We start from the raw sequence: 24,342 nt of genomic DNA, 5'->3' as shown, positions 1-24,342 counted from the left end.
TAGAATTAAAATCTATAACGTACTGAAGTCATTACTTGTCTTGGTGCAATTGGATTCACACTGTAATTTTCGTGAACTGTATAATTTAATTCGTTGGTAATATTCGATAGTTTACATAAAATCGAGATATTTTGCCAATCGTATCCAATAGAGGCATCAATAGTTGTATAACCATTTAAAGGTATTTCACGGTCATAAATTCCATTAGGTTTTGTTGGGTCAATTTGATTGTTATAACCTCCTAAACGATTTCCAAGATAGTTTCCAATTGCGCCAAAAGAAACATTTTTAAACATTCCGCTTGGTAATTTATAAAAGAAACTCAAATTTGCAGTATGTTGTGGTGTTCTTGTTAAACGATCGCCTTCAATAAAACTTCCGGTTATTCCTGATGTTTCTGTATAACGCATATCGTTGTAGCTATAACCTGCGTTGATATTAAAGTCAGTTTCAGGTTTGTAGGTGATGTCGATTTCAAATCCTTTACTAGTAGTTTCGCCACTTAAAGATTTTACTTGATTGTTTGTATTTATGTTTCCATTAGCATCTAATTCTGCCATTTGTGCCAAATTACTATTTACGATTTGATAAAACGTAAGATTAGTAGTTAATGCTCCATTTAAGAATTCATTTTTGATTCCTGCTTCAAATTGGTCAATAATTGATGGTTTGATAGCTTCGTTGTCAATTGTAACTCCAGTATTTGGCGTAAAAGAATTGGAATAACTTGAGAACAAAGTAAGCGTTTTTAAAGGTTGATAGATTAATCCTACTTTAGGAGAAAAAGCTCTATCATTTCTAATTGTTTCTTCTTTAACCGTATTTGCATCTAAATCGTACGTTACGGGTTTCGCTTCTTGATACGAATATCGAATTCCTGCTAATACTTTAAATTGATCTGTAAATGAAATCAAATCTTGTGCATAAATTCCATAACGTCCTGTTTCTGTTTTTACTATTTTAGTTGCTCTCGATGGTAAAACAGGACCTTCATTTGCTTGATCGTATGATGCAGGATTGAAGATATTAACTTGATCATAATTTGTTACAAATGCTCCTGTTGTAGCATTGAAGAATTTAAAAGTATAAGCATCGGTATTGGCTAATTCCGTGTCGATTCCTGTAAATAGTTGGTGTTTTATTTTTCCAGTTTTGAAATTTCCTTGCAAGCTAATTTGGTTTGCGAAAATTTGCTCTACTGCTTTATTTCTTCCGTAAGGACGATCCCAATTGCCATTTACTTCTGGTCGAATACGTTCGGTTGCAATTGATGTTCTATCATAATCCTGAAAAGAGCTGTTGAAGTTTAATTTCCAATTTGAATTAAATTCGTGGTTTACTAATATAGAAGTTGTTGCTTGTTTGGTAGTTCCATTTGACCATTTAGCACCTAAAAAAGCACTTCTTGGTACAGCAGCAATTTCTTTTCCAATAAGTGCAGTTCCGAAATCAGGTGTCCAATCGTCACTCATATAATCTCCTTGAACTGTGATTTCTGTTTTATCATTGAGTCTAAATAAGAACGAAGGATTAAAGTAATAACGTTCTTTAGTTACGAAATCACGGAAACTTTCTGAATTTTCATAGGAAGCATTTAAGCGGTAAGCAATTGAATTATTAAAAGCGCCATATAAATCTAAAGCAGGTTTATAAAAATTGTAACTTCCAGTTTGCATCGTAATTTCGCCACCCGTTTTAAAGTTTGGCGTTTTAGTTACCATATTTAGAATTCCTCCTGGCGTAACATTTCCATACAATAAGGCAGCACTTCCTTTTAAGATTTCCACTTTTTCTAATGAAGAAACTTCAGGAATGGAACCACTAGAAAAACGGAAACCATTTTTAAACATATTATTAGACGACATATCATAACCTCTAGACCAAAATGATTCTTGGGCACCACCACGCGCCGAACCTACATAGACTCCATTTGCATTTTTGATAATATCACTTAAGCGAATGGATTGTTGTTGTTGAATAATTTCGGAACCAATTACTTGAACGGCTTGTGGCAAATCCATTGTTTTGATTCCCGATCGGTTAACTGAAGATTTTGTTGGATTGTTTTTTGAAACCACCACCACTTCTTTTAATCGTTTCACCGAATCATTTTCTGTAAAGTAGTTTTCGCTGGTATCATTAATGCTTTCTTGTGCAAAAGCGTTAAAGGATAATAATAGAACTGTAGTTATAAAGATATTCTTAAGCATCTCTTATTTAGATTTAATTAAAATAACGATGCAAATATAAAAACTCCTTTTCAAATAATAAAACTTATTTAGATTAAATTTAAATAAAAATTATAAATTACTGATTTTCATAAAAATACAAACAATTAATATTACGAATATCATTGGTAAGCGTTGATTTTAGTATGAATTAAAAAAAATTGAATTAAAAAAAAGGCTTATGAAAGTAAGCCTTTTTAAATAAATTATTTCTTATTTTTCTTATAAATTGGTATGAAATAACTTACTGTATAATTTATACCAGCTCCAAATTTTCCATCATAAGTCCGGTTAAATCCGGGAATATATAAGTTTTCAAAATTATCAGGTTGTTTGTTGGTTACTAAATAATTTAAACGGACCGAGAATCCTAAATATAAATTATTGAACAACTCTGCTTTGATTCCGCCAACAACTTCTAACCAACTTGCGCTTAATCCATCAAATTTTTCACCAGAAGTAATAATAGTTTCACCATAATAATTAGAAGGATCATAAATTTTATATGTATTTAGCGTTTGGCTCATACTACTTACACCATAACGCATTCCTACATAAATCATATTTTCCATATCCAACCAATTTTCAAAGGAGTTGTAATCAAAACCTACTTTAAAATAAGTTCCTTTTGTAGTGAAGTTCAAACGATCGTCATCAACTGTTTTATCTTCATTACCTATTTCTCCTGCTATATAAAAGCGATTTGTTAAGCGATAATCGGCAACAACTTCTAAGCCTTTATAATTGCTATCGTACAATGATTTTGTCAAACGGTGTAAGTCAACGCCAATTCGCAAACCATAACGCTCCGGATAAACCACTTTTGTAGTATCTTTGGTTTGTGCAGTCCCTAACAGTGAAAAACACAATAAAGCGAGACTAAAAATAAATTTTAATGTGTACTTCATTTTCGTTTGTAATATTAGGTTGAGAAACTTGTATGTTTTGAATCCAGTTGTTGGCATCTGCTGTTAATTCAACTGCATTAGTTGTATTTAATTGAAAAATAGTTTTATAACCACAAGCTCTTGAAAGATAAACGTCGTTTGTATCATAATTAAATTTGATTACATCAATATTTTCTGATGTATCTCCGGCATTCAATAAGAATTCAAATCCAGATTGTGTAGCATTCGAATTTAAAGGAATGGAAATCTTACTAGCATTCGACAAATACCTTTCTACATTATCAGCAGCTAAATCTTTATTAAAAACTACAGCATTAGTGGTTCCGTTTAGTAAAACTTTTAGATTCGTAACGTTCTTTAAAACAGTAGGATTAGCAGCATCATAAAATTCTATTACCATAAAAGGGGTATTAGCATTTCCGTCTGCACAAATGTCGTCTTTCTCGCAATTCCAAAAGGAAACGGCTAAAAGTAAAACCAATAAAATTGAACTAAATTTTCTCATCTGAATTAGTTTCTTTTTTCTAATAAAACCACATTTTCTACGTGATGTGTTTGCGGAAACATATCCACCGGACGCACACGAACCACTTTATATTTTTCATCCATCAAAGCTAAATCTCTTGCTTGTGTTGCTGAATTACAACTTACATAAACCACACGATTGGGTGCGATTTTCATAATTTGTTCTACTACATCTTTATGCATTCCATCGCGAGGTGGATCGGTAATAATTACATCTGGATGACCGTGTTGTGCAATGAAGTCGTCATTAAAAACGTTTTTCATATCCCCAACATAAAATTCACAATTTGTGATATTATTACGAGTTGCATTCGCCTTAGCGTCAATAATTGCTTCTGGAACTGCTTCCACACCAATTACTTTTTTGGCTGATTTTGAAACGAATTGAGCAATAGTTCCCGTTCCAGTATATAAATCGTAAACAATTTCATTTCCGGTTAAACCAGCAAACTCTCTTGTGATTTTATACAATTCATAAGCTTGGTCTGAATTGGTTTGGTAAAATGATTTCGCATTGATGCTAAACTGTAAACCTTCCATTTCTTCTAAAATATGATCACGACCTTTAAATAAAATAATGTCTTGATCATACAAAGTATCGTTTAATTTCTGATTGATAACATATTGCAACGAAGTAATCTGTGGAAAACGTTCGGCAAGAAAATTCATCATCAATTCGATAGCTGTTTTATCCTTTTCAAAAAACTGAAGTAACACCATCAATTCACCGGTTGAAGCGGTACGAATCATTAAAGTTCGCAATAAACCTGCAACAGCTCTTGGATTAAAAAAGCTTAAATTGTTTTCGTTTGCAAAACGTTTGATTTCGTTTCTAATTTCATTCGAAGGATCTTCTTGCAAATGACATTTTTCAATATCTAAGATTTTATCCCACATTTTTGGAATATGAAAACCTAAGGCATTTTTATTTTCAAATTCGGTTCCCGATTGAATTTCTTCATCGGTCATCCATCTTGCATTTGAAAAACCAAATTCCATCTTATTTCTGTAGAAGAATTGCTTTTCTGAACCTAAAATAGGCTCAAAATCGGGCAACTCTATTTTACCAATACGTTTTAAATTATTGAAAACTTCTTGATTTTTATAAAATAATTGCTGACTGTAAACCATATTTTGCCATTTGCAACCACCACATGTGCCAAAATGTTGGCAAATAGCTTCAATACGATGTTCCGAAAATTCGTGAATTTTTATAGCTTTACCTTCGTAATATGCTTTTCTTTTCTTCACAGTTTGTACATCTACCACATCACCGGGTACAACATTTGGTAAGAAAATTACTTTGCCATCAGGTGCTTTTGCGACTGATACACCTTTTGCACCTGCATCAAGGATTTTTACGTTTTCGAATACGATTCTTTCTGTTTTCTTTTTTCCCATAGGGCAAAAATAAGAATTGTTATCTTCTTTTAATCTATTTTTTTAATTAATGGTGAATTTTTAATTTTAAAAATCATTTTGTTCGTAATTTAGCTTGTAAAATAGCTGTAATTATGAGTAAAACATTCAAAAGTGCCATTTCGAATATTGATTATCCCGAAAAGAGTCGCATTGCGGCAAAAACTATTCGTACTTCAATCCTGAAATTGATTATAAATGACTACCCAGATTTTACTTTGAATGATTCAATTTCGGTAGATGAATTAAATATTTATCGTGAAAAATACATTGCAAAATTTTTACAAACCGAAATTTCGGAATTATCCGATTTAGAAAAAAATGTCGTGGATTCAATTGGCAAAGATACTTCGTTTGTAGCCCAAGTTGAAGATGAACCCGATGTTCGAAACACAGGTCAGGTAATTGCCGATAAAGTAGCCTCATTTGGAGGAAGCTGGACCTTTATCATTTCATTTTTCGTTTTTATTACCATTTGGATTGGTTCAAACGTGATTCTTTTCCTCGACAAAGGATTTGATCCGTATCCTTTTATTTTATTGAATTTAATTTTGTCTTGTTTGGCGGCTCTTCAGGCTCCAGTAATTATGATGAGTCAAAATCGTCAGGAAGAAAAAGATAGAGAACGTTCTAAAAAAGATTACGTAATCAACCTGAAATCGGAATTAGAAATTAGAATGTTAGATGATAAGATCGATCATATAATTATGCATCAACAACAAGAATTGATCGAAATTCAAAAAGTGCAAATTGAAATGATGAATGATATTTTAAACCGAATTAAATAGAAACGACTATTTTTGCAGTAAATCAGAAATTTATTTATGAAAACGCACTTAGCTTTACTTCGAGGAATTAACGTTTCAGGCCACAGTATGATTAAAATGGATGCATTAAAAATGGCTTTGGAACGCATCGGATTTAAAAATGTGAAAACCTATATTCAATCAGGCAATGTATTTGTGGATTCGGAAGAAGAAAATGGTCCAAGTGTTGGATTTATCATAAAACAAGAAATTTTCAAAGTGTTTGGTCACGAAGTTCCAGTAGTTGTAATTGGAAAAACAGATTTAGAAGCTTGTTTAAAAAATAATCCTTATTTAAAAGAAAATGATTGCGATTTAAAGAAATTATACGTTGCTTTTATTGGAAAAGAATTGTCAAGTGGCTCTTTAAATGATTTAAGGATAAGTCAATTTAAACCCGATGAAGCGGCGATTGATAGTAGTAGAATTTACATAAAATATGCCGTCGGTGCTGGCAAAACTCGATTAGACCAAAAATACATTGAGAAAAAATTAAATACGGTCGCTACCATAAGAAATTGGAATACTGTAACCACTTTATTAGAAATGTATCAAGAATAAATTCTGTTAATTTTTAATTAAGGTTTTCTTATTCATTTTGTTAAGTTGTTGGTTATTAATAACTTTGAGAAACAACTAAAAAAAACACTATGAAAAGAAATGCAACAGCAGTCTGGAAAGGAACTTTGAAAGAAGGAAATGGAACATTAACCACGCAAAGTACGGTTTTAGAAAATACGCAATATTCATTTAAAACGCGTTTTGAAGATGGAATCGGAACAAACCCTGAGGAACTAGTTGCTGCGGCACATTCAGGATGTTTTACCATGCAAATCGCTGCATACTTATCAGAAGAAAATTTCGAAATTGAAAATATAGAAACGAAATGCGAAATTAATTTAGTTGATCTCGTAATTGTTGGTTCACATTTAAAAGTGGAAGCAAAAATTAAAGGGATTACAGATGATAAATTTCAGGAGATTGTGAAAAAAGCAGAAAAAAATTGTTTGATTTCAAAATTATTCAACACCAAAATCACTTCTGAGGCGACTTTGTTGTAATGGATTAATTAGAACCTTTCTAGATTGTAATAATTTTTACTTTATTGTTTTTTTAAGTAGGAGCTAAATGAGGTAAAATTTATATTTTTGTATCATTAGGATGATTTCTCTCCAAAAGAAGGAATTGCGATGTAACTATCAATAAAATTAAAATTTATGTCAGTTTTAGAAAAAATGACTTCGGCAGAAGCAATTGCATTAGAAGAAAAATACGGAGCTCATAATTATCACCCACTTCCTGTTGTATTAAATAGAGGAGAAGGTGTTTATGTTTGGGACGTTAACGGAAAAAGATATTATGATTTTTTATCAGCCTATTCAGCTGTTAATCAGGGTCATTGTCATCCAAAAATTGTTGGCGCTATGATGGAACAAGCGCAAACATTAACTTTAACATCAAGAGCATTTTACAATGATAAATTAGGAGTTTATGAAGAATTTGTAACGAACTATTTTGGATTTGATAAAGTATTACCAATGAATACTGGTGCAGAAGCGGTTGAAACTGCTTTAAAACTGTGTCGAAAATGGGCTTACGAGAAAAAAGGAATTAATGAAAATGAGGCGCAAATTATTGTATGTGATGGAAACTTCCACGGAAGAACTACTACAATTATCTCGTTTTCAAATGATGAAAATGCACGTAAAAACTTCGGACCTTATACTGCTGGTTTTATTAGCGTTCCTTACGATGACGTAGCAGCTTTAGAAAAAGCCATCAAATCATCAAAAAATATTGCTGGATTTTTAGTAGAACCAATTCAAGGTGAAGCTGGAGTTTATACGCCAGCAACTGATTATTTAGCAAAAGCAAAAGCACTTTGTGAAGCTAATAACGTTTTGTTTATTGCTGATGAGGTACAAACAGGAATTGCTCGCACCGGTTCGTTATTAGCCGTTTGTGGCAATTGTTCTTGTGATGCTACTTGTGAAAAACAAGCCACTTATGTGCAACCTGATGTTTTAATTTTAGGGAAAGCTTTATCAGGTGGTGCTTATCCTGTTTCGGCAGTTTTAGCTAATGATTCGATTATGAATGTAATTAAGCCCGGACAACACGGATCTACTTTTGGTGGAAATCCAGTTGCGGCTGCTGTTGCAATGGCTGCTTTAGGAGTGGTTACTGACGAGAAATTAGCTGTAAATGCTCGTAAATTAGGAAAAATTTTCCGTGATGAACTAGATGCATTTATTGCTACTTCAAATATTGCTACTTTAGTTAGAGGAAAAGGTTTATTAAACGCAGTAGTTATTAACGACACAGAAGAAAGTGAAACCGCTTGGAATATTTGTATGCGTTTAGCTGAAAACGGTTTATTAGCAAAACCTACACACGGAAACATTATTCGTTTTGCTCCACCATTGGTAATGACAGAAGCAGAATTGAGAGCTTGTGTTGAAATTATTATCAGTACTTTAAAAGAGTTTGAAAAATAAGATTCTGAAAGTATAAGTGGTTCAAAAAAATAAAAAAACTCCGATTGAAATATAATTTTCTTTCGGAGTTTTACTTTTATAAAAAATAATTGACTATTTATTCCAAAGTTTCGGGAATTCGCTCAAAATCTATTTTGTCCATTCTATTTTTCGAGAGAAATACATTACGGCGGCTAAGATTAGGAATAATCCAATGCTTCCAACTAATAAGGCGTAATCTTCGAGCTGGATTATCACGTAAATAAATGTGTATAAAACGGTTAGTGAAATTGCGATAAATAGCGGGAATTTTTTGTCTTTTAAGATGGAGATGGAATACAGAGAAATTAAGGCGATTACGGAAGTTCCTGAAATGGCATAAGCCAATGAAAAACTACTGTGTTCGGTGATGGAAATTAGCAAGGTATAAAACATAATTAAGGCTATTCCAATCATAGAGTATTGAAAAATATGGATGTTGATTTTACTAATCGATTGAATTAAAAAGAAGATTAAAAACGTTAATCCAATTACTAAAAAACCATATTTTGAGGCTCTCTCGTTTTGTTGGTATTCATCAACTGGCGTTATAAAATCGACTGCTAAACTGTGTTGGTATATGGAAGGTAAATTGCCAAAATACTGTTGGGAAAACGGTCTGTTGAAATGTAGAATTTTCCAATCGGCTTTGAATCCTTTGTTCGTAACCTCTCTTGTTATTGGAGCGTGATTGCCATTAAAACTCGGGGAATTCCAGTTCGAATTCATAGTTACAGAGGTTGTTTTACCAATTGGAACTACTTTAATTTGCTGACTTCCTTTGAATGAAATATCAAATTTGAAATTCACGTCATTTTGACTCGAACCATAATCGAAATAGTTGGTTTCTAAACTTTCAATGCTATCGCCTGAAGTCGTATTTGCCGGTTCGAAAGTGAGTTTTTTGGAATTGAAATTTATACTTACTTCGTCTTTTAGACTTTTTAAATTGGTAGTTTTGATGATGATTTTAGACTGATCCCAATGGATATTTTCAACGGGAATGTTTTCGAAATTTGGTTTCGAAAATTTCCCGTCGAATTTCATTTCACTAGTAAAAACGTTGGATTTATAAATGCTTCGTTCTAATGGTTTTTCCATTGTGGTTTGAATGTTTGCTTTCAATTCTTCGGGAAAAAAATAGGCGAAATTATTTTTCTTTGTAACAGGATCGGTATAAAGTATTTTTAAAATGGGTCCTTGAAATGCTATTTTTCCACCCCATTTTGATGTGGTTTCGGTAACTACTTCCTTTTGACGAAGGCTTCTTTCTGAGATTAAATTTTGTACTAAAGAAAGCGGAATTAGCAATACCAAAGTTAAAATCCCGACCAAAATCATTTTGGCTGTCGATGATTGAAAAATTGAAGTTTTTGGTTGAATTTCTGGCTGAATTTCTGGTTGATTTTCCATAATTGTTAAAGTTTAGAATGGTGAATTTGATATGATATTATTTGAAATGATAAAAAAATAAAGTATTGCAATTGGAATATTTGCGAGTACGACTAAGCCTTGTTTTTCGATGGAATATCTATTAGTTGGATTTGTTATCCAATCATAAATAAGTTTTAGAAACATTATTCCATTCACGAAAATTGCGGTTAGCGTATAATATAATCCGATCACAAATAAAGTATCGGAACGTGGAATGAGGAAATGCGTACCAAATAAAAGTGTTCCAATTGTAAATGAAATAAAAGCGATTTTCGTAGAAATTGATAAGTTTAAAAAATAGTTTTCCATAGTTGCATTAGTTTTTATTGATGTTAAATGAGTGTTGAAGTGTTACCAGCGGAAGGGATAGCATATTCAGAAAATCCAAACCATAAAAGGGATGAGCTCTTTTACCTTTTTTAAATTCCTTTTTGAAATAACTATTTTTTGTGGGATAAAATAATGTTCCAGAAAGAATTACCAGTAGCAAATACAAACTTCTTTTTCCGTTTCCGAAAAGATAATATTGCATTCCAATTTCTTCGACAACTGAAATTCCGGTGTTGGTTAAGACGTGAATTACATCGTGATCTTCTAGTTTTGGTTGGATTTCAAAATTGTATTTCAGCAGGAAGCAACCCAAATGATATCCCAAACTATCCGCCGGAAGTAGAATTAATTCAGGAATATTTATTTCCCAAGCTTTTCCTTTTTTGATTAACTTTTGATATGGTTTTTTGCTGAGTTCATACATTTTTTCAATAAATAAATCTTTCATAATTTTAATTTAAAAGTACTTTGAATTTCAAAGTAAATAGACAAAAAAATAGTTTTAGCTTTTCTTAATTAATTTTTCAAGTGCTTCAATGTGAGCAGTAAAGGCAATTCTTCCTTCTTTTGTTGCACTATATTTTGTATTAGGTTTTTTACCAATAAATTGTTTTTCAATCTGAATGTAATTTTCTAATTCCAACGCTTTTGTATGCGAAGCTAAATTGCCATCGGTTACGCCTAAAAGTTCTTTTAGCATATTAAAATCGGCACTTTCATTGACCATCAATATCGACATAATCCCCAAACGAATTCGGTGATCAAAGGCTTTGTTGATATTTTGGATGATGTTTGGCATTGGTATAGTTTAAAAGTTTATGGTTTAAAAATTATTGTAAATAGTTTGCACTAATACAGATTCGTAAAGTTGTGATGGAGCTACAACAGCTTCATTATAAGGGATTTTACTACCGTAACGTTCTTTCATTAGTTGCTGAACTACCGGATGATTTAAATTAAAATCTTTCAATTTTTTAGTCTGGCACAATTCAATATTAGCTCCGTTTTTATATATTTTCCAAACTAATTCAGAACAATATATTTTATCGTCGCTCCAACCAAAATACAAATCATAACTTTTGTTGTTGAATGTTTTGCCATACGTTTTCATTTTATTCAGAATTTCCTTTGACAATAGTTTATCTGAATTCTTTAGACGTTGGACCACATATTTAGAATCTTTTCCTTGTGCTATCCAATCTTTTAGTAATGTCATTTTTACAGGTTGAACCGCTTCATAAACGTAAGATTTTCCATTTTCGATAAAGATAATTCCACAATGAGAAAATGCTGATTTTGTAGCAATTTTAACAGCTTCACACTGTTTTGAATTTGAAGATTGAAATATAATATCTCCATCCTGAAAAGCAATAGTTGCGATTTGTTTAAAATTAAAGGAATAGCAAACCAAACTTAAAATAAGTAAACCTAATAGCTTTTTCATATTACTTTCTTTCGTATTTAAAATACATTAAACTGCCATATAAAATATGACATCCACCAAAACCTAATGCCCAAAATAACAAACCATAACCTAAAAACCAAGTCGATAACAAACCTAAAACAATCATCGTTAGGCCGAGATATCGAACATCTCCAATCGTATATTTGCTTGCATTTACTACTGCTAAACCATAAAAAACAAGTGTTAATGGTGCCACTAAGCCTAACATTTCTTTCTCAATTAAGAACAATATAAAAAAACCTCCAGTAGCTAATGGAATCATAAAGTTGATTGCTAATCTTCTCGTAGCCGCGTTCCAAATGTGCTCGTTGCTCTTTTTAGCTTTCTTTATGCTTAAGATTATTCCCGTCGCAATTGAAGCAATCAATACTAAACCTGCAATGACTAATAATTTAATAATTGCTTCTTCCGAAATCACTAAGTTTTTGTAAGTACCAAGTGTTGAATTATCAAAATAAATGGTCTTGTAAGCAAACCAAGCACCAATTAAGGCATAAGTTCCAGCTAAAATTCCAGACAAACCGCTCAATGAAATAAAGCGTGCCGATTTGTTCATCAAGTTTTTGATTTCGGTAATGTCGTTCAGATATTTTTCGTTTTCCATTTTTAAAGTACTTTGAACTGCAAAGTAAATAAATGTTTTTCAATTTGAAGTTATTTATTTCAATTATTTTTTAATTTAATGCTTAATTGTTGATTTTCAAGTGTTTAAATGTTATAAATGAATACTAAAATTTAAGATATTGTCTTGCTGAAGTCGTTTCAGCATCTAAATGTATACATCAATTTACAGACTTTACTGTACTAAATTACTTTTTCGAATCGAAGTAGTTATCTTTAACTAAACTTTAATAATCGTTAGCATTTTGTTTAATGATTTATGCCTAATTTTATAATTATGAATAAAATACATAAATCAGGATTCTATTTTAAAAATTACGAAGCACCTTTTCAGTCGCCATTTGATAAGTTGTTTCCGATTTTTAAAGAATTAATCACACATACTTCAGGAGATTTTGACGAAGCTATTGATTGGTTACGCCAATTGGATGTGGAATATAAACTAACCACACCAGAATATACAATTGATGATTTCATTGAAGATTTAAAGAAAAAAGGCTACATCAGAGACGAGTTAAAACCAGACGGATCGGGCGGAACAGCAATTACTGCAAAAACCGAACGAGCAATTCGCCAATCGGCTTTAGACCAAATTTTCGGAAATCTGAAAAAGACTTCACAAGGAAATCACAAATCGAAACAAGTTGGAACAGGCGATGAACAAACTGGCGATTTTAGGGAATTTAATTTCGGTGATTCTGTCGAACAAATTTCGTTAACCGAAAGTCTTAAAAATGCCCAAATCAATAATGGAGTAGGCGAGTTTATGCTCACAGAACGCGATTTAGTTGTGGAAGAAAGTCATCATAAATCGCAAATGAGTACGGTTTTGATGATCGATATTTCCCATAGTATGATTTTGTATGGCGAAGACCGAATCACTCCAGCGAAAAAAGTGGCGATGGCTTTGGCCGAATTAATTACGACCCGATATCCAAAAGACACCTTAGATATTTTGGTTTTTGGAAACGACGCCTGGACTATTAAAATCAAGGATTTACCTTATTTGCAAGTGGGACCTTATCATACCAACACCGTTGCAGGATTGCAATTGGCGATGGATATTTTAAGAAGAAAACGAAATACCAACAAGCAAATTTTTATGATTACCGATGGAAAACCGAGTTGCGTTCGCGAAAAAAACGGTGAATATTATATGAACAGTAATGGTTTGGATCAGTATATTGTGGATAAATGCTACAGTCAAGCGGCTCAAGCCCGAAAATTACACATTCCAATTACCACTTTTATGATTGCTCGCGATCCGTATTTGCAACAATTTATAGATCAGTTTACAGAAGCCAATCAAGGAAAAGCATTTTACACCGGATTGAAAGGTTTGGGCGAAATGATTTTTCAGGATTATGAAACCAATAGAAAGAAGAAAATTAAGTAAAAAGCAGTGTTCAGTTTTAAGAGTTCAGTTAACAGATTTTAAAAATTTCTTTAATCTGTTTTCTAAAAAAATAAGATAATTCAATTTACAAGATACAACAATACAATTTACACAATTAAGATGATGAAAGAAAAGACTTTAGGCGAATTAAAAAAATCGGGATATCAATCTCAAAATATAAAAGACGAATTAAGAAGCAATTTACGAACCAAAATAAAAGCGGGTGAAGCTACTTTTGAAGGAGTTCACGGTTTTGAAAATACAGTAATTCCGGAATTGGAAAGAGCTATTTTATCGCGACATAATATCAATTTATTAGGACTTCGTGGTCAGGCTAAAACCCGTTTGGCTCGTAAAATGATTGAACTTTTAGACGAATATATTCCGGTGGTGGAAGGTTCGGAAATTAATGACGATCCATTAAATCCAATTTCAAGATTTGCTAAAGATTTAATTGCCGAAAAGGGTGATGAAACGCCAATTACTTGGTTGCACAGAAGCGATCGTTTCTTTGAAAAATTAGCGACTCCAGATGTTACGGTTGCTGATTTAATTGGTGATGTTGATCCGATAAAAGCGGCCAATTTAAAACTGAATTATGCTGACGAACGCGTGCTTCATTTCGGGATGATTCCAAGAGCCAATCGCTGTATTTTCGTAATTAACGAATTGCCCGATTTACAAGCTCGAATTCAAGTGGCTTTATTCAATATTTTGCAAGAAGGTGACATTCAAATCCGAGGTTTTAAATTACGAATGCCTTTAGACTTACAGTTTATTTTTACGGCTAATCCAGAAGATTATACCAATCGTGGAAGTATTGTTACGCCGTTAAAAGACAGAATTGGATCTCAAATTTTAACGCATTATCCAGAAAGTATCAAAATTGCTAGAAGAATTACGGAACAAGAATCGAAATTGGACAGCAATCAATCGGAAACGGTTTATGTGCCCAATTTAGCCAAAGATTTACTAGAACAAATTGGATTTGAAGCTAGAGATAGCGAATATGTAGATTCAAAAAGTGGTGTTTCTGCCCGAATGAGTATTACGGCTTATGAAAATTTAATTTCAACCGCAGAAAGAAGAGCTTTGTTAGCAAATGAAGACACAACGTCCGTTCGGTTGTCTGATTTTATTGGAATTATTCCCGCGATAACGGGTAAAGTAGAATTGGTTTATGAAGGCGAACAAGAAGGAGCGGCAACTGTTGCTCAATATCTAATTGGCGACGCAATTCGTACGTTGTTTCCAGGTTATTTCCCGAAAATTGAAAAGTTAGAAAAAGAAGATGCTAAAAATGCTTATTCTGATTTACTAGAATGGTTTTTTAACGAAAGTGGTTTTGAATTATTAGATGACGCTACGAATTCTGAATACCAACAAATTTTAGATGAAGTGAAACCTTTAGCTATTTTGGTTAAAAAGTACCAACCAGAACTTCCCGCTGAAGATGTTTATTTTATGAAAGAATTCATTTTATGGGCTTTGGTAGAATATAAAAAACTATCCAAAAATCGATTAGATTCAGGCTACCAATACAAAGATTTATACAGTAATTTCATCAGTAAATTGTAATAAAAAAAGTCGCTTTAAATGAATAAAGCGACTTTTTTTTATGATTTTTGAAAATTATATTCTAAAAATTCCACCAACAGTTATGATGCGTTGTAAGAACCAAAATTCTTGTGAAGCAGAATCAGCACTGCTTTTTGTAGTTTTAATATCATTCATATTGATGTAACCTCCTTTTAATTCCGTTTGGATGAAAAAGTGTTTCAAAAAGGTAAAGTTTAATCCGGCTTTTGCCGAAAGTCCGTAACCTGAAATATGAAAATCATCGTGTCTGTCTTTTCCTAAAAGTGTGGTATTTGTTTTTGGATATAACAATCCAACGCCTAATCCACCAACAGTATTTATTTGAAACATATCCGTATTTGGCAATCCAAATAAGCTAGAAATATCATCAACACGAGCAATTTCGGTGTTCACATAATTCAATCCATCAGTATGTTCAAATAATAAGAAATCTTCGGTTAAGGTTAATTCATTTCCGACAGGATTTTCACCATAAGAACCTGCATTTGGATAAGCTCCTGAATATTGAACTCTTCGATCGTTATACATTACATATTTCATATGATCCACACCAATCGAAATATTATAATGATCGTTGATGAAATAACCAATTCTTAAATTCGTTTGCGGAATTGTCATACGAGCCGGATTAATATAATCTAAATGCCATCCTTTTGGCTTGTCGTGTGCTTCCACATCATAAAGTGTGAAATCATAATCAGTTCCTTTGAAACGAATGTCAGATTTTGAGAAATTTTCACGATTTCCACCCCAATAAACATAAAATTTACCTTTGTTGTGTGCTGTGTATTTTTCAGGATTTTCAACTGTTTCTTGCGAAAAGGTGTACTGTGAAAAAACACAAAAAGTTAGTACAACCATTAAAAATGGATGCTTCATTTGAAATATTAAATAATTAAAATTGATTTATTGTTTTGCGAATGGCTACTAATTTGGTCATTAAACCTTCAAAATAGTCTAAATGCAACATATTAGCACCATCGCTTTTTGCATTAGCTGGATCAAAATGAGTTTCGATGAAAATTCCATCTACACCAACAGCGATTCCTGCTTTTGCAATAGTTTCAATCATATCTGGACGACCACCAGTTACGCCAGCCGATTGATTTGGTTGTTGTAATGAATGTGTTACGTCTAAAACAGTAGTCGCATATTGTTGCATCGTAGGAATTCCTCTAAAATCAACAATCATATCTTGGTAGCCAAACATTGTTCCTCTATCCGTTACCATAATGTTTTCATTTTGGCAATCCAATACTTTTTGGACGGCGTGTGTCATACTTTCCGGACTCATAAATTGTCCTTTTTTTAAGTTTACTGTTTTTCCTGTTTTGGCAGCAGCAACAACTAAATCAGTTTGGCGTACTAAAAACGCAGGGATTTGTAAGATATCTACATAAGCAGCAGCCATTACAGCATCTTCATTCGTGTGAATATCAGTTACGGTTGGAACGCCAAATTCCTTCGATACTTTTTCTAAAATTTTCAACGCTTTCTCATCTCCAATTCCAGAAAAACTATCAATTCTTGAACGATTGGCTTTTTTGAAAGAGCCTTTAAATACGAAAGGAATTTCTAATTTGTCAGTTACGGAAATTAATTTTTCTGCAATTCGCATTGCCATTTCTTCCCCTTCAATAGCACAAGGCCCAGCTAAAAGAAAGAAGTTACCGCTCTGTGTATGTTTAATTTGTGGAATGTTATTTAAATTCATTTGTGTTGATTTTGAAGTTGCAAAGATAAAAAGAAAAACCTTCTAAACAGCAGTTTAAAAGGTTACTTATGTTACATAAATCTTAAATATTTTTCATTATTCTTTTTTGATAGGGTTTTTGATTTTGAAACCTTTCGGACAAACGATTTTACCTTTTTCGAACGTATTAAAATACATTATCAGTTTTTTTGAATCTCCTTCAAATGTCACTTCATAAATACCAATTGTTCCTGCTCCCATAGTCGTGTTTTTTGAAGGAAAAGGACAACAAGTATCTATTTTTTGGAAATTGATTTTTTCGCCATTCGGACCTTCTAAACCATTGAAATAATATTGAATATTTATAGTTTCTTGATTTTCCCTAAGCGGACCGATATTTACGGGATAATCTTCATCAAAACCATATTTACTATCAGCAGCATATTCTGTTATAAAATACATGTTATTTGAAAAAGATGGACGTTTTGCCGTGCTATCCACGTTTTTTAAGGTCGATTTAGTACTTATGCAACTGGCTAATGTAATCAAGGCAACCATTGAGAATAGATATTTCATTTTATTTTGTTTTAGGGTTTAGTAATGGAGTTTTTGTTTTTAAGATATAGGCAACAATTGCACCAAGGACGATGCCATAAGATAATCCAGAAGAGATACTTTGCCAAGTAGAAGCGGACAAATTGAAATAACTTTTTGCTTCTTCTTCCGATAGTCTTTTGCTCTCTACTGATAAAGCTACCATTTTATCGAAAAAATCAGGTACGATGAATTCGTAAGTGATAAATTGCGTAAACGGACTAAAAATAACCACAATAAATGAAATAACTATTCCTGATATAAAGCCTTGCTTCCAAGTCATTTCACCATTGTAATAGTTTTTTTTCTTATCGCGAATCGCCAAAAAGTACAACACAAAGTTTGGTATAATAATTAACATGCCAAAAAACACTTGCCATTTTAACTTTTCATCGTGAAAACCCAGTTGTTTCTCTAAAGTCATCCAGGCTAAAAATATAATCATTATTACAACAGCCCATTTGAACTCAATTTTGAATTTTTTCATTTATAAAAGATATTTAAAGAGTTAAAATTACGCTATTTTGTAACAATTGTTACAAATGCGGATCTTAATTTCTATTTTTGCACAAAATTGCGAAAAAAATATGGAATTTATCTATGGAACTTGGCATTGGTCGGTATCTGGTTTTTTAATTGGTTCGATAATGCTTCTTTTGACTTACTTTGGAAAGAATTTTGGAATGTCTTCAAACCTAAGAACTATGTGTTCAATGGCTGGAGCAGGGAAGTTTAGCGACTTCTTTAAATTTGATTGGAGAGAACAAAAATGGAGTTTAGCGATTGTTTTAGGTGCTATTCTCGGCGGATTTATAGCCTATAATTTCCTTTCCGACGGTAGTGGAGTTCAATTAAACCCACAAACAAATACGCAATTACAAGTATTACACATTGATGCACCAGATGGAAAATTACTTCCTGATGCTATTTTTAGTATAGAAATGATGCAAACGCCAAAAGGTTTTGCTATTCTATTAATTGGAGGATTGTTAATTGGTTTTGGAACGCGTTACGCTGGCGGTTGTACTTCAGGTCACGCGATTTCTGGATTGAGTAATTTGCAATTACCATCACTCGTTGCAGTAATTGGATTTTTTATTGGAGGTTTATTAATGGCACATTTGCTTTTGCCTATCATTTTTAATTAAAAAGTAAGTATGAAATTAGCTAGATTTTTTATAATAGGAATTATATTCGGAATTGTTTTAACTAAGGCAGAAGCCGTTTCTTGGTATCGTATTTATGAAATGTTTCATTTTCAATCGTTTCATATGTTCGGAATTATTGGAACTGCACTCTTTACTGGAGTTGTAGGTTTACAAATTATTAAAAGAAAAAAAGTAAAAGACTTTAATGGGAAACCTATTCAAATTGCAGACAAGGAAAAAGGTTTTTGGCGTTATATTATTGGCGGAACCTTGTTTGGATTAGGTTGGGCATTAGTAGGAAGTTGCCCTGGACCAATATTTATTTTGTTAGGAACTGGGACTTATGCAGTAGTAGTAGTCTTTATTGGAGCTTTGTTAGGAACTTATATTTATGGTTTACTAAAAGACAATTTACCTCATTAAAATTATACTACAGTAACATTTGTGGCAATTCGTCTTGAAGGGTTTTCGTAAATTTGTATCAAATAAAATGGATATATAATGGAAACTACGATACAAATACAAAATTTAAAATGTGGCGGTTGTGCTAATACAATTACAAAAAATATTGTTGTTATAGAAGGAATAACAAACGTATCAGTAAATGTAGAGGAAAGTACAGTTAATTTCAACTATGAAACAGAAGCCCAATTAGTTGAAGTAAAAGAGAAATTAAAAACATTAGGTTATCCAGAAGATGGAGCAACCAATTCTTTAGGATCCAAAGCAAAATCTTATGTAAGTTGTGCGATTGGAAAAATGAGTTAATAAAAAAGTCCCGATGAATATCGGGACTTTTTTATTTATATTAATTCGGCACTTAGTCCAGCATCTAATAATGCAGAACATTGCGGTGTTAGTTCTTCGATGGAACCCGTTTTAACCGTGCATTTACCTTTATAATGCACTAATAATGCACATTGCTCAGCTTGTAAATCATCGTGCTTACAAACTCTCACAAGTGTTTCAATTACGTGATCAAAAGTATTTACATCATCATTGTGTAAAACGATTTCGTGGTTAGCACCTACTGCTTCTTCCACTAAAACTTCTTCTTGTATTTTTTCTATCGTGCTCATTTTCTCTCCCTTAAAAGTAGTTTCACAAATCTAAAATTTAAATTACTAATCGCAAAATACTATTTTACAAATTTTAAAGCAACCCAATTGTTTCTTTCAAATTGTTTTACATACGATAAACCGTTTTTTGTGCAACTTTCTGTAATAACCGGAATATCTTCGGTATAAAAACCGCTTAAAAACAAAGTTCCGTTTGCATTCAAACAATTTACATAATGTTCCATATCATTTAAGAGAATATTACGGTTGATGTTTGCAATAATAACATCATAATTTTTCCCCGCTAATAAAGAAGCATCTCCTTCATAAACTGAAATATGTTTGCAATTATTTCGTTCAGCATTTTCGATGGAATTTAAATAACACCAGTTGTCAATATCAATGGCATCGATAGGTTCAGCACCTTTCATTTCAGCTAAAATTGCCAAAATTGCAGTTCCACAACCCATATCTAAGGTTTTCTTTCCGTTGAAATCAGTTTCTAAAATATGCTGAATCATCATATGAGTCGTTTCGTGATGACCCGTTCCAAAACTCATTTTCGGCTCGATTACGATATCATATTCCGCATTGGTTTTTTCGTGAAATGGTGCTCTCACGTGACATTTTCCATCCACATCAATTGGTTCGAAGTTTTTTTCCCATTCTTCATTCCAATTCACCGGCTCGATTTCGGCAAACGTATGCTCAATTTTAAATTCCGGATTGGTTAAAATTTGAATATCCTCTAAAATGTCAGCCGTCCACAAATCTTTTTGAACAAAAGCAGAAATTCCGGTTTCAGTTTCAATAAAACTTTCAAAAGCTTTTTCGCCTAATTCGGCAATTAATATTTCACTTCCTAATTCAATTGGTTCAATTGTAAAATGATATCCAATGTATATATTTGCCATAACAATAATTTTTTGCAAAGGTAATATTTACTTAACACACATAACATTGATTTGATGTTAAGTTTGCATTCGATAAACAACAACATAACAAATGAAAAATTTACTAACTTATTTATTACTTGTAATCAGCACAATTGCTGTTGCTCAAGACATAAAAGTAACCACAAAAGACAACGATTTAAAGTTGGCGGCACTTCCTTATTACAGTTATGGAAAAGGTTTAGGAATAACTTCGCCAGACAGTTTATTTCAATTAAATATCCGTTTTAGAATGCAAAATCGTGTCACTTTTATTCAAAATGAAGGAGAAGATGCTGCTTATTCTGGAGAAATTAGACGTTTGCGTTTGCGTTTCGACGGTTATGTTGGAAATCCACATTTTTCATACGCTATTCAATTATCTTTTGCACCTGGTGATGTAGGCGAAGTGAAAGAAGGAGAAAATATTAATATTATTCGTGATGCAGCGATTTTTTACAGGCCTAATAAACATTGGAACTTTGTTTTTGGACAAACCAAATTACCAGGAAATCGCCAACGTGTAAATTCTTCTGGAGCGTTACAATTAACCGATAGAAGTATTAATAATGCTCGTTTTACTATCGATAGAGATTTCGGATTTCAAGCCTATTACTTAAATGAGAATAAAGATAAATTCTCTTATAATTTAAAAACAGCTGTTTCAACTGGAGAAGGCCGAAATTGGACCAAATCAGCAGATGATGGCGTTGCCTTAACGGGAAAATTAGAATTAATGCCTTTTGGTTCTTTCAAAAAAGATGGAACGCATTTTGAAGGTGATATCGCAAGAGAGGAAACACCTAAAGTACTAGTTTCGGGAGCTTTTAGTCAGAATAATTTATCAAAAAGAACGCAAGGTCAATTGGGAGAAGATTTATTCGCACCGAAAACTACCAAAGCTGTATTTTTTGATGCGATGTTGAAATATAACGGTTGGAGTTTGATGTCGGCTTATATGTCTAGAGCGACAAAAGATCCAATAGCTTTTAATCCGGATGATATTACAGAGTTTAATTATGTGCCGGTTGGAAGTGGAATGGATTATCAAGTGAGTTACGTTTTCCCAACGAATTATGAGGTAATTGGTCGTTTTTCAACCCAAAACATGCACGATGATATCAAAGCATTTACACCCGATTCAAAACAATATTCTTTAGGTGTAACCAAATATTTATGGGAACACGCTTTTAAATTGCAAGGAGAAGTAACTTTGTCTGATTTAAGTTATTTCGACGGAAGCAATAAACAAAATTGGTATGTTCGTTTTCAAGTTGAAATAGGAATTTAAAATGCTACATAAAAGTAAGAAAAAAATCACAAGTCAGTTTTTATGATTTGTGATTTTTTTATGATTTAATTCTAGTTATTTATTTAGATTTGGTTTTTCTATTACCTTATAAACCAAAAAATATGCAAAAAACTATTCTATTTGTTGCACTTCTTCTTGTGCAATTAATTTACGCACAACAAGAGAAGTACGATGTTGTATTTAAAAATGTAAAACTTGTTTCGTTAGATAAGAATACAATTACCGAACTTCAATCGGTAGCCGTAACAAGAGGTAAGATTTTAGTTATTGAAAACACTAAAAAATCAAAGTTAAAAGGCGTTAAGGAATTCGATTTAAAAGGACACTATATTATGCCTTCGCTTGCGGATGCTCACGTTCATTTGCCAGAAGAAGAAACTGATTTAAAACGATTTTTTGAATTAAATTTGATAAATGGTGTTACTAAATTGCGTTCGATGCGTGGCGATTGGAAACATATAGAATGGAGAAATAAATACAACAATGAAAATAGTTTTTATCCGAAGCTCTATCTTTCTGCTCCTCCCATTAGTAGAAACTACGATTTAACGACAGAACAAATTGAAGCTTTTGTAAAAGGAGCTAAAACCAATAAAATGGAATTTATAAAAATATTAAGTATTAAAAATCAAGATATTTTTAAGGAATTAGACAGTGTTTGTAAAAAATATGAAATGCCGTTGGGAGGCCATTTTCCTAGATTAGCTTCTGGAATTAGTTTGAATGAGGAAGTTTTTTTTAATTCGAATTATAAATCAATTGAGCATTTAGGTGGTTTGGCTGGCGAAACAACTCTTTTGAGCTCTAGAATTAAGGCCATTAAAGAAAATAATATTTACGTATGTCCGACATTAAGTTGGTACAGCATTGGTTCGGGACAAAATACTTTTGAAGAATTGCCAAAGTTGACAGGAATGGAATTTATTTCTGACGCAATGATGCAAGAATGGCTTGAAAGTACTAAAAAATATAGAGAAAAAATTGGAGAACAAGCTTATAAAGATGAGGTGGTAAGTGAAATGAAAGATTTGGATCAAAAATATGTTATCATTGAAAGATTACAAAAGGAAGGCATCAAGATGTTATTGAGTCCGGATGCATCTTCAAAATATATGTTGACGGGTGTAAATATGATAACAGAAATGGAATTATTGAAAAACGCTAAGTTATCAAATGCTGAAATTTTACAAATGGCAACCCGTAATTTTTCAGATTTTTTCAAAGGTAATTATGGAGTTTTAGAAGTAGGAAAAGATGCTGATTTTATTGTTTTAGAAACTAATCCTTTGAAAGATTTAAAAGCCTTGACGAAAGTAAATGGTGTTTATTTCAACGAACAGTTTTTAAATAAAAGTCAATTAGAAACTATGAAACAGAATTTGTTGCAAACCACGAATAATCAAAGTGCTAAAAATGAATAGATTATATTTTATATTATTTTTGATTTTGTTTATTCAATGCAACGGACAACAAGTTAAAAACGAAACTCCCGAAGCAAAGAAAATCAGACAAGAAGCAATCATTCAAGAACACGTTTATGATTGTGCCGATAAAATTAACTATACCTCCAGAATGCAAGAATATCAAGCGTGTTTGGATGCTGGTTTGAAAAAAGACAGCACAATTGCCTATTTGTGGCAACAAAAAGCGATGCCCTATTTTAAGGCTAGAAAGTATGAAATAGGAATGCCGTTAGTTGACAAAGCGGTGCAGTATGATGAAAAAAGATGGTTAGATTACAGAGCTTTTATTAAATGTATTTTTGCGAAAAATTATAAAGAAGCGATTGTAGATTTTGAAAATTGTATCGTGAAATTTGGGAATCAATATGTGCAAGATCATACGTATGCATTTTATATTGGGATTTCGAATTTGCAATTGAATGAATTTGAAAAAGCCGAAGCAATTTTTAAAAAAGATATCGAAGCCCAAGTGATTCAATTTAAAGAAGCCCACTTTTTAGATTTGTTTTATTACGGAATTAGTAAATTTGAACTAGGGAAATGGGAAGAAGCTATCGTGGAATTTGATCGATCATTGAAGCAATATCCCGAATTTTCTGATGTTGAATTTTATAAAGCAATTTGTTTGTTGCGTTTGAATAAAATAGAAGAAGCCAAGCAATTGTTTGCAAAAGCCGAGGCCGATTCTAAAAAAGGATTTACGATTAATGAAGACAATGCTATTTATGAAATTTATCCTTATAAAGTTAGGTTTTAGTGAATGTCAATTGTGTTGAAAAACTTTTCGTAATTAGCAACTATGTTTCCGCAAACAAACTTAATTGTCAGCAATTGTAATTTTTGGTTATTAGAAAACATACTTTTTTATTAAGACTTTTGATTGTTATAATTGTAA

At 32.2% G+C, this 24,342-nt stretch carries 28 protein-coding genes; 12 read left to right on the top strand and 16 right to left on the bottom strand.

Features of this window, described 5'->3' with window-relative positions; translation table 11 throughout:
• Positions 1 to 5 precede the first annotated feature (5 nt).
• From T1L09_RS09735 to rlmD, 4 genes are all read right to left on the bottom strand, one after another.
• Positions 6 to 2,210 (bottom strand): TonB-dependent siderophore receptor, encoded by a 2,205-nt coding sequence (locus T1L09_RS09735; RefSeq protein WP_322550770.1) that lies wholly within the window; start codon positions 2,208 to 2,210, stop codon positions 6 to 8.
• Positions 2,211 to 2,434: 224 nt separating this feature from the next.
• Entirely contained in the window at positions 2,435 to 3,136 is a 702-nt protein-coding gene (locus T1L09_RS09730) for a DUF6048 family protein (RefSeq protein WP_322550769.1), read from the bottom strand.
• The gene (locus T1L09_RS09725) at positions 3,108 to 3,641 is read right to left on the bottom strand and encodes a DUF6452 family protein (protein ID WP_322550768.1); all 534 of its coding nucleotides are present in this window, start codon (positions 3,639 to 3,641) and stop codon (positions 3,108 to 3,110) included. Before T1L09_RS09725 ends, T1L09_RS09730 begins: the two co-directional genes overlap by 29 nt.
• Positions 3,642 to 3,646: 5 nt before the next feature.
• The gene (gene rlmD / locus T1L09_RS09720; RefSeq protein ID WP_322550767.1) at positions 3,647 to 5,062 is read right to left on the bottom strand and encodes a 23S rRNA (uracil(1939)-C(5))-methyltransferase RlmD; all 1,416 of its coding nucleotides are present in this window, start codon (positions 5,060 to 5,062) and stop codon (positions 3,647 to 3,649) included.
• 113 nt (positions 5,063 to 5,175) lie between these two features.
• Between rlmD and T1L09_RS09715 the strand changes: the two genes are divergently transcribed.
• The 4 genes from T1L09_RS09715 (at position 5,176) to rocD (ending at position 8,384) form a co-directional block, all read left to right on the top strand.
• Positions 5,176 to 5,868, top strand: a complete 693-nt coding sequence (locus T1L09_RS09715) for a DUF1003 domain-containing protein (RefSeq protein WP_322550766.1) — start codon at positions 5,176 to 5,178, stop codon at positions 5,866 to 5,868.
• A 36-nt stretch (positions 5,869 to 5,904) separates the two neighbouring features.
• Complete coding sequence (locus T1L09_RS09710; protein ID WP_322550765.1) at positions 5,905 to 6,447, top strand: DUF1697 domain-containing protein; 543 nt, start codon at positions 5,905 to 5,907, stop codon at positions 6,445 to 6,447.
• Positions 6,448 to 6,536: 89 nt separating this feature from the next.
• Positions 6,537 to 6,947, top strand: coding sequence for an OsmC family peroxiredoxin (locus T1L09_RS09705; protein WP_322550764.1), 411 nt, complete (start codon positions 6,537 to 6,539; stop codon positions 6,945 to 6,947).
• Between the two features lie 156 nt (positions 6,948 to 7,103).
• The gene (rocD, locus tag T1L09_RS09700; protein WP_322550763.1) at positions 7,104 to 8,384 is read left to right on the top strand and encodes an ornithine--oxo-acid transaminase; all 1,281 of its coding nucleotides are present in this window, start codon (positions 7,104 to 7,106) and stop codon (positions 8,382 to 8,384) included.
• Positions 8,385 to 8,513: 129 nt separating this feature from the next.
• Here the strand turns inward: rocD and creD are convergent, their stop codons facing one another.
• From creD to T1L09_RS09670, 6 genes are read right to left on the bottom strand one after another with little or no spacing between them, the layout of a single operon-like run.
• Positions 8,514 to 9,815, bottom strand: a complete 1,302-nt coding sequence (gene creD, locus T1L09_RS09695) for a cell envelope integrity protein CreD (RefSeq protein ID WP_322550762.1) — start codon at positions 9,813 to 9,815, stop codon at positions 8,514 to 8,516.
• A 12-nt stretch (positions 9,816 to 9,827) separates the two neighbouring features.
• Complete coding sequence (locus tag T1L09_RS09690; protein ID WP_322550761.1) at positions 9,828 to 10,145, bottom strand: hypothetical protein; 318 nt, start codon at positions 10,143 to 10,145, stop codon at positions 9,828 to 9,830.
• 7 nt (positions 10,146 to 10,152) lie between these two features.
• Positions 10,153 to 10,614, bottom strand: coding sequence for a hypothetical protein (locus T1L09_RS09685; protein WP_322550760.1), 462 nt, complete (start codon positions 10,612 to 10,614; stop codon positions 10,153 to 10,155).
• A 54-nt stretch (positions 10,615 to 10,668) separates the two neighbouring features.
• On the bottom strand, positions 10,669 to 10,965 hold the full coding sequence (locus tag T1L09_RS09680; protein ID WP_322550759.1) for a winged helix-turn-helix domain-containing protein: 297 nt from the start codon (positions 10,963 to 10,965) through the stop codon (positions 10,669 to 10,671).
• Between the two features lie 24 nt (positions 10,966 to 10,989).
• Complete coding sequence (locus T1L09_RS09675; protein WP_322550758.1) at positions 10,990 to 11,610, bottom strand: YiiX family permuted papain-like enzyme; 621 nt, start codon at positions 11,608 to 11,610, stop codon at positions 10,990 to 10,992.
• Between the two features lies 1 nt (position 11,611).
• Positions 11,612 to 12,235 (bottom strand): hypothetical protein, encoded by a 624-nt coding sequence (locus T1L09_RS09670; protein ID WP_322550757.1) that lies wholly within the window; start codon positions 12,233 to 12,235, stop codon positions 11,612 to 11,614.
• A 294-nt stretch (positions 12,236 to 12,529) separates the two neighbouring features.
• On the opposite strand from T1L09_RS09670, the gene T1L09_RS09665 reads away from it, so the two are divergent.
• Both T1L09_RS09665 and T1L09_RS09660 read left to right on the top strand, forming a co-directional pair.
• The gene (locus T1L09_RS09665) at positions 12,530 to 13,648 is read left to right on the top strand and encodes a vWA domain-containing protein (RefSeq protein ID WP_322550756.1); all 1,119 of its coding nucleotides are present in this window, start codon (positions 12,530 to 12,532) and stop codon (positions 13,646 to 13,648) included.
• A gap of 120 nt (positions 13,649 to 13,768) precedes the next feature.
• Positions 13,769 to 15,226 carry a magnesium chelatase gene (locus T1L09_RS09660; RefSeq protein ID WP_322550755.1) on the top strand — a complete coding sequence of 486 codons (1,458 nt, stop codon included), beginning with the start codon at positions 13,769 to 13,771 and terminating at the stop codon, positions 15,224 to 15,226.
• 54 nt (positions 15,227 to 15,280) lie between these two features.
• On the opposite strand, the gene T1L09_RS09655 is transcribed toward T1L09_RS09660, so the two are convergent.
• The 4 genes from T1L09_RS09655 to T1L09_RS09640 all read right to left on the bottom strand — a co-directional run bounded on the left by T1L09_RS09655 (position 15,281) and on the right by T1L09_RS09640 (position 18,021).
• Entirely contained in the window at positions 15,281 to 16,126 is an 846-nt protein-coding gene (locus tag T1L09_RS09655; RefSeq protein WP_322550754.1) for a hypothetical protein, read from the bottom strand.
• Between the two features lie 16 nt (positions 16,127 to 16,142).
• Positions 16,143 to 16,961 carry a 3-deoxy-8-phosphooctulonate synthase gene (gene kdsA / locus T1L09_RS09650; protein WP_322550753.1) on the bottom strand — a complete coding sequence of 273 codons (819 nt, stop codon included), beginning with the start codon at positions 16,959 to 16,961 and terminating at the stop codon, positions 16,143 to 16,145.
• A 96-nt stretch (positions 16,962 to 17,057) separates the two neighbouring features.
• A complete protein-coding gene (locus T1L09_RS09645; RefSeq protein ID WP_322550752.1) occupies positions 17,058 to 17,516 on the bottom strand; it encodes a 2-dehydro-3-deoxyphosphooctonate aldolase in 459 nt (152 codons plus the stop codon).
• Position 17,517: 1 nt separating this feature from the next.
• Positions 17,518 to 18,021, bottom strand: coding sequence for a DUF4199 domain-containing protein (locus T1L09_RS09640; protein WP_322550751.1), 504 nt, complete (start codon positions 18,019 to 18,021; stop codon positions 17,518 to 17,520).
• Positions 18,022 to 18,121: 100 nt separating this feature from the next.
• On the opposite strand from T1L09_RS09640, the gene T1L09_RS09635 reads away from it, so the two are divergent.
• The 3 genes from T1L09_RS09635 (at position 18,122) to T1L09_RS09625 (ending at position 19,450) form a co-directional block, all read left to right on the top strand.
• A complete protein-coding gene (locus tag T1L09_RS09635; protein WP_322550750.1) occupies positions 18,122 to 18,682 on the top strand; it encodes a YeeE/YedE family protein in 561 nt (186 codons plus the stop codon).
• Positions 18,683 to 18,691: 9 nt separating this feature from the next.
• Positions 18,692 to 19,105: a DUF6691 family protein gene (locus T1L09_RS09630; RefSeq protein WP_322550749.1), complete on the top strand. Its 414-nt coding sequence runs from the start codon at positions 18,692 to 18,694 to the stop codon at positions 19,103 to 19,105.
• A gap of 78 nt (positions 19,106 to 19,183) precedes the next feature.
• Positions 19,184 to 19,450 (top strand): heavy-metal-associated domain-containing protein, encoded by a 267-nt coding sequence (locus T1L09_RS09625; RefSeq protein WP_322550748.1) that lies wholly within the window; start codon positions 19,184 to 19,186, stop codon positions 19,448 to 19,450.
• 35 nt (positions 19,451 to 19,485) lie between these two features.
• Here T1L09_RS09625 and T1L09_RS09620 read toward each other — a convergent pair whose 3' ends face one another.
• Both T1L09_RS09620 and prmA read right to left on the bottom strand, forming a co-directional pair.
• Positions 19,486 to 19,761 carry an ATP-dependent Clp protease adaptor ClpS gene (locus tag T1L09_RS09620; RefSeq protein ID WP_322550747.1) on the bottom strand — a complete coding sequence of 92 codons (276 nt, stop codon included), beginning with the start codon at positions 19,759 to 19,761 and terminating at the stop codon, positions 19,486 to 19,488.
• A gap of 59 nt (positions 19,762 to 19,820) precedes the next feature.
• Positions 19,821 to 20,654, bottom strand: coding sequence for a 50S ribosomal protein L11 methyltransferase (gene prmA / locus T1L09_RS09615; protein ID WP_322550746.1), 834 nt, complete (start codon positions 20,652 to 20,654; stop codon positions 19,821 to 19,823).
• 91 nt (positions 20,655 to 20,745) lie between these two features.
• Here prmA and T1L09_RS09610 point away from each other — a divergent pair, with 91 nt between their 5' ends.
• The 3 genes from T1L09_RS09610 to T1L09_RS09600 all read left to right on the top strand — a co-directional run bounded on the left by T1L09_RS09610 (position 20,746) and on the right by T1L09_RS09600 (position 24,204).
• Entirely contained in the window at positions 20,746 to 21,963 is a 1,218-nt protein-coding gene (locus tag T1L09_RS09610) for a porin (protein WP_322550745.1), read from the top strand.
• A 122-nt stretch (positions 21,964 to 22,085) separates the two neighbouring features.
• Positions 22,086 to 23,405, top strand: coding sequence for an amidohydrolase family protein (locus T1L09_RS09605; protein WP_322550744.1), 1,320 nt, complete (start codon positions 22,086 to 22,088; stop codon positions 23,403 to 23,405).
• A complete protein-coding gene (locus T1L09_RS09600; protein ID WP_322550743.1) occupies positions 23,398 to 24,204 on the top strand; it encodes a tetratricopeptide repeat protein in 807 nt (268 codons plus the stop codon). Before T1L09_RS09605 ends, T1L09_RS09600 begins: the two co-directional genes overlap by 8 nt.
• The last annotated feature ends 138 nt before the right edge of the window (positions 24,205 to 24,342 follow it).

It is taken from the genome of Flavobacterium psychraquaticum (assembly GCF_034497725.1).
Lineage (GTDB): Bacteria > Bacteroidota > Bacteroidia > Flavobacteriales > Flavobacteriaceae > Flavobacterium > Flavobacterium psychraquaticum.
Note: the sequence above shows the minus strand (reverse complement) of the source record. Positions and strands in the feature narration are given on the sequence as shown.

What these genes read in the sequence shown, in the direction of transcription:
- T1L09_RS09735 (WP_322550770.1), bottom strand. Translation starts at nt 2,210, where the DNA reads ATGCTTAAGAATATCTTTATAACTACAGTTCTATTATTATCCTTTAAC.
- T1L09_RS09730 (WP_322550769.1), bottom strand. Translation starts at nt 3,136, where the DNA reads ATGAAGTACACATTAAAATTTATTTTTAGTCTCGCTTTATTGTGTTTT.
- T1L09_RS09725 (WP_322550768.1), bottom strand. Translation starts at nt 3,641, where the DNA reads ATGAGAAAATTTAGTTCAATTTTATTGGTTTTACTTTTAGCCGTTTCC.
- rlmD (WP_322550767.1), bottom strand. Translation starts at nt 5,062, where the DNA reads ATGGGAAAAAAGAAAACAGAAAGAATCGTATTCGAAAACGTAAAAATC.
- T1L09_RS09715 (WP_322550766.1), top strand. Translation starts at nt 5,176, where the DNA reads ATGAGTAAAACATTCAAAAGTGCCATTTCGAATATTGATTATCCCGAA.
- T1L09_RS09710 (WP_322550765.1), top strand. Translation starts at nt 5,905, where the DNA reads ATGAAAACGCACTTAGCTTTACTTCGAGGAATTAACGTTTCAGGCCAC.
- T1L09_RS09705 (WP_322550764.1), top strand. Translation starts at nt 6,537, where the DNA reads ATGAAAAGAAATGCAACAGCAGTCTGGAAAGGAACTTTGAAAGAAGGA.
- rocD (WP_322550763.1), top strand. Translation starts at nt 7,104, where the DNA reads ATGTCAGTTTTAGAAAAAATGACTTCGGCAGAAGCAATTGCATTAGAA.
- creD (WP_322550762.1), bottom strand. Translation starts at nt 9,815, where the DNA reads ATGGAAAATCAACCAGAAATTCAGCCAGAAATTCAACCAAAAACTTCA.
- T1L09_RS09690 (WP_322550761.1), bottom strand. Translation starts at nt 10,145, where the DNA reads ATGGAAAACTATTTTTTAAACTTATCAATTTCTACGAAAATCGCTTTT.
- T1L09_RS09685 (WP_322550760.1), bottom strand. Translation starts at nt 10,614, where the DNA reads ATGAAAGATTTATTTATTGAAAAAATGTATGAACTCAGCAAAAAACCA.
- T1L09_RS09680 (WP_322550759.1), bottom strand. Translation starts at nt 10,965, where the DNA reads ATGCCAAACATCATCCAAAATATCAACAAAGCCTTTGATCACCGAATT.
- T1L09_RS09675 (WP_322550758.1), bottom strand. Translation starts at nt 11,610, where the DNA reads ATGAAAAAGCTATTAGGTTTACTTATTTTAAGTTTGGTTTGCTATTCC.
- T1L09_RS09670 (WP_322550757.1), bottom strand. Translation starts at nt 12,235, where the DNA reads ATGGAAAACGAAAAATATCTGAACGACATTACCGAAATCAAAAACTTG.
- T1L09_RS09665 (WP_322550756.1), top strand. Translation starts at nt 12,530, where the DNA reads ATGAATAAAATACATAAATCAGGATTCTATTTTAAAAATTACGAAGCA.
- T1L09_RS09660 (WP_322550755.1), top strand. Translation starts at nt 13,769, where the DNA reads ATGATGAAAGAAAAGACTTTAGGCGAATTAAAAAAATCGGGATATCAA.
- T1L09_RS09655 (WP_322550754.1), bottom strand. Translation starts at nt 16,126, where the DNA reads ATGAAGCATCCATTTTTAATGGTTGTACTAACTTTTTGTGTTTTTTCA.
- kdsA (WP_322550753.1), bottom strand. Translation starts at nt 16,961, where the DNA reads ATGAATTTAAATAACATTCCACAAATTAAACATACACAGAGCGGTAAC.
- T1L09_RS09645 (WP_322550752.1), bottom strand. Translation starts at nt 17,516, where the DNA reads ATGAAATATCTATTCTCAATGGTTGCCTTGATTACATTAGCCAGTTGC.
- T1L09_RS09640 (WP_322550751.1), bottom strand. Translation starts at nt 18,021, where the DNA reads ATGAAAAAATTCAAAATTGAGTTCAAATGGGCTGTTGTAATAATGATT.
- T1L09_RS09635 (WP_322550750.1), top strand. Translation starts at nt 18,122, where the DNA reads ATGGAATTTATCTATGGAACTTGGCATTGGTCGGTATCTGGTTTTTTA.
- T1L09_RS09630 (WP_322550749.1), top strand. Translation starts at nt 18,692, where the DNA reads ATGAAATTAGCTAGATTTTTTATAATAGGAATTATATTCGGAATTGTT.
- T1L09_RS09625 (WP_322550748.1), top strand. Translation starts at nt 19,184, where the DNA reads ATGGAAACTACGATACAAATACAAAATTTAAAATGTGGCGGTTGTGCT.
- T1L09_RS09620 (WP_322550747.1), bottom strand. Translation starts at nt 19,761, where the DNA reads ATGAGCACGATAGAAAAAATACAAGAAGAAGTTTTAGTGGAAGAAGCA.
- prmA (WP_322550746.1), bottom strand. Translation starts at nt 20,654, where the DNA reads ATGGCAAATATATACATTGGATATCATTTTACAATTGAACCAATTGAA.
- T1L09_RS09610 (WP_322550745.1), top strand. Translation starts at nt 20,746, where the DNA reads ATGAAAAATTTACTAACTTATTTATTACTTGTAATCAGCACAATTGCT.
- T1L09_RS09605 (WP_322550744.1), top strand. Translation starts at nt 22,086, where the DNA reads ATGCAAAAAACTATTCTATTTGTTGCACTTCTTCTTGTGCAATTAATT.
- T1L09_RS09600 (WP_322550743.1), top strand. Translation starts at nt 23,398, where the DNA reads ATGAATAGATTATATTTTATATTATTTTTGATTTTGTTTATTCAATGC.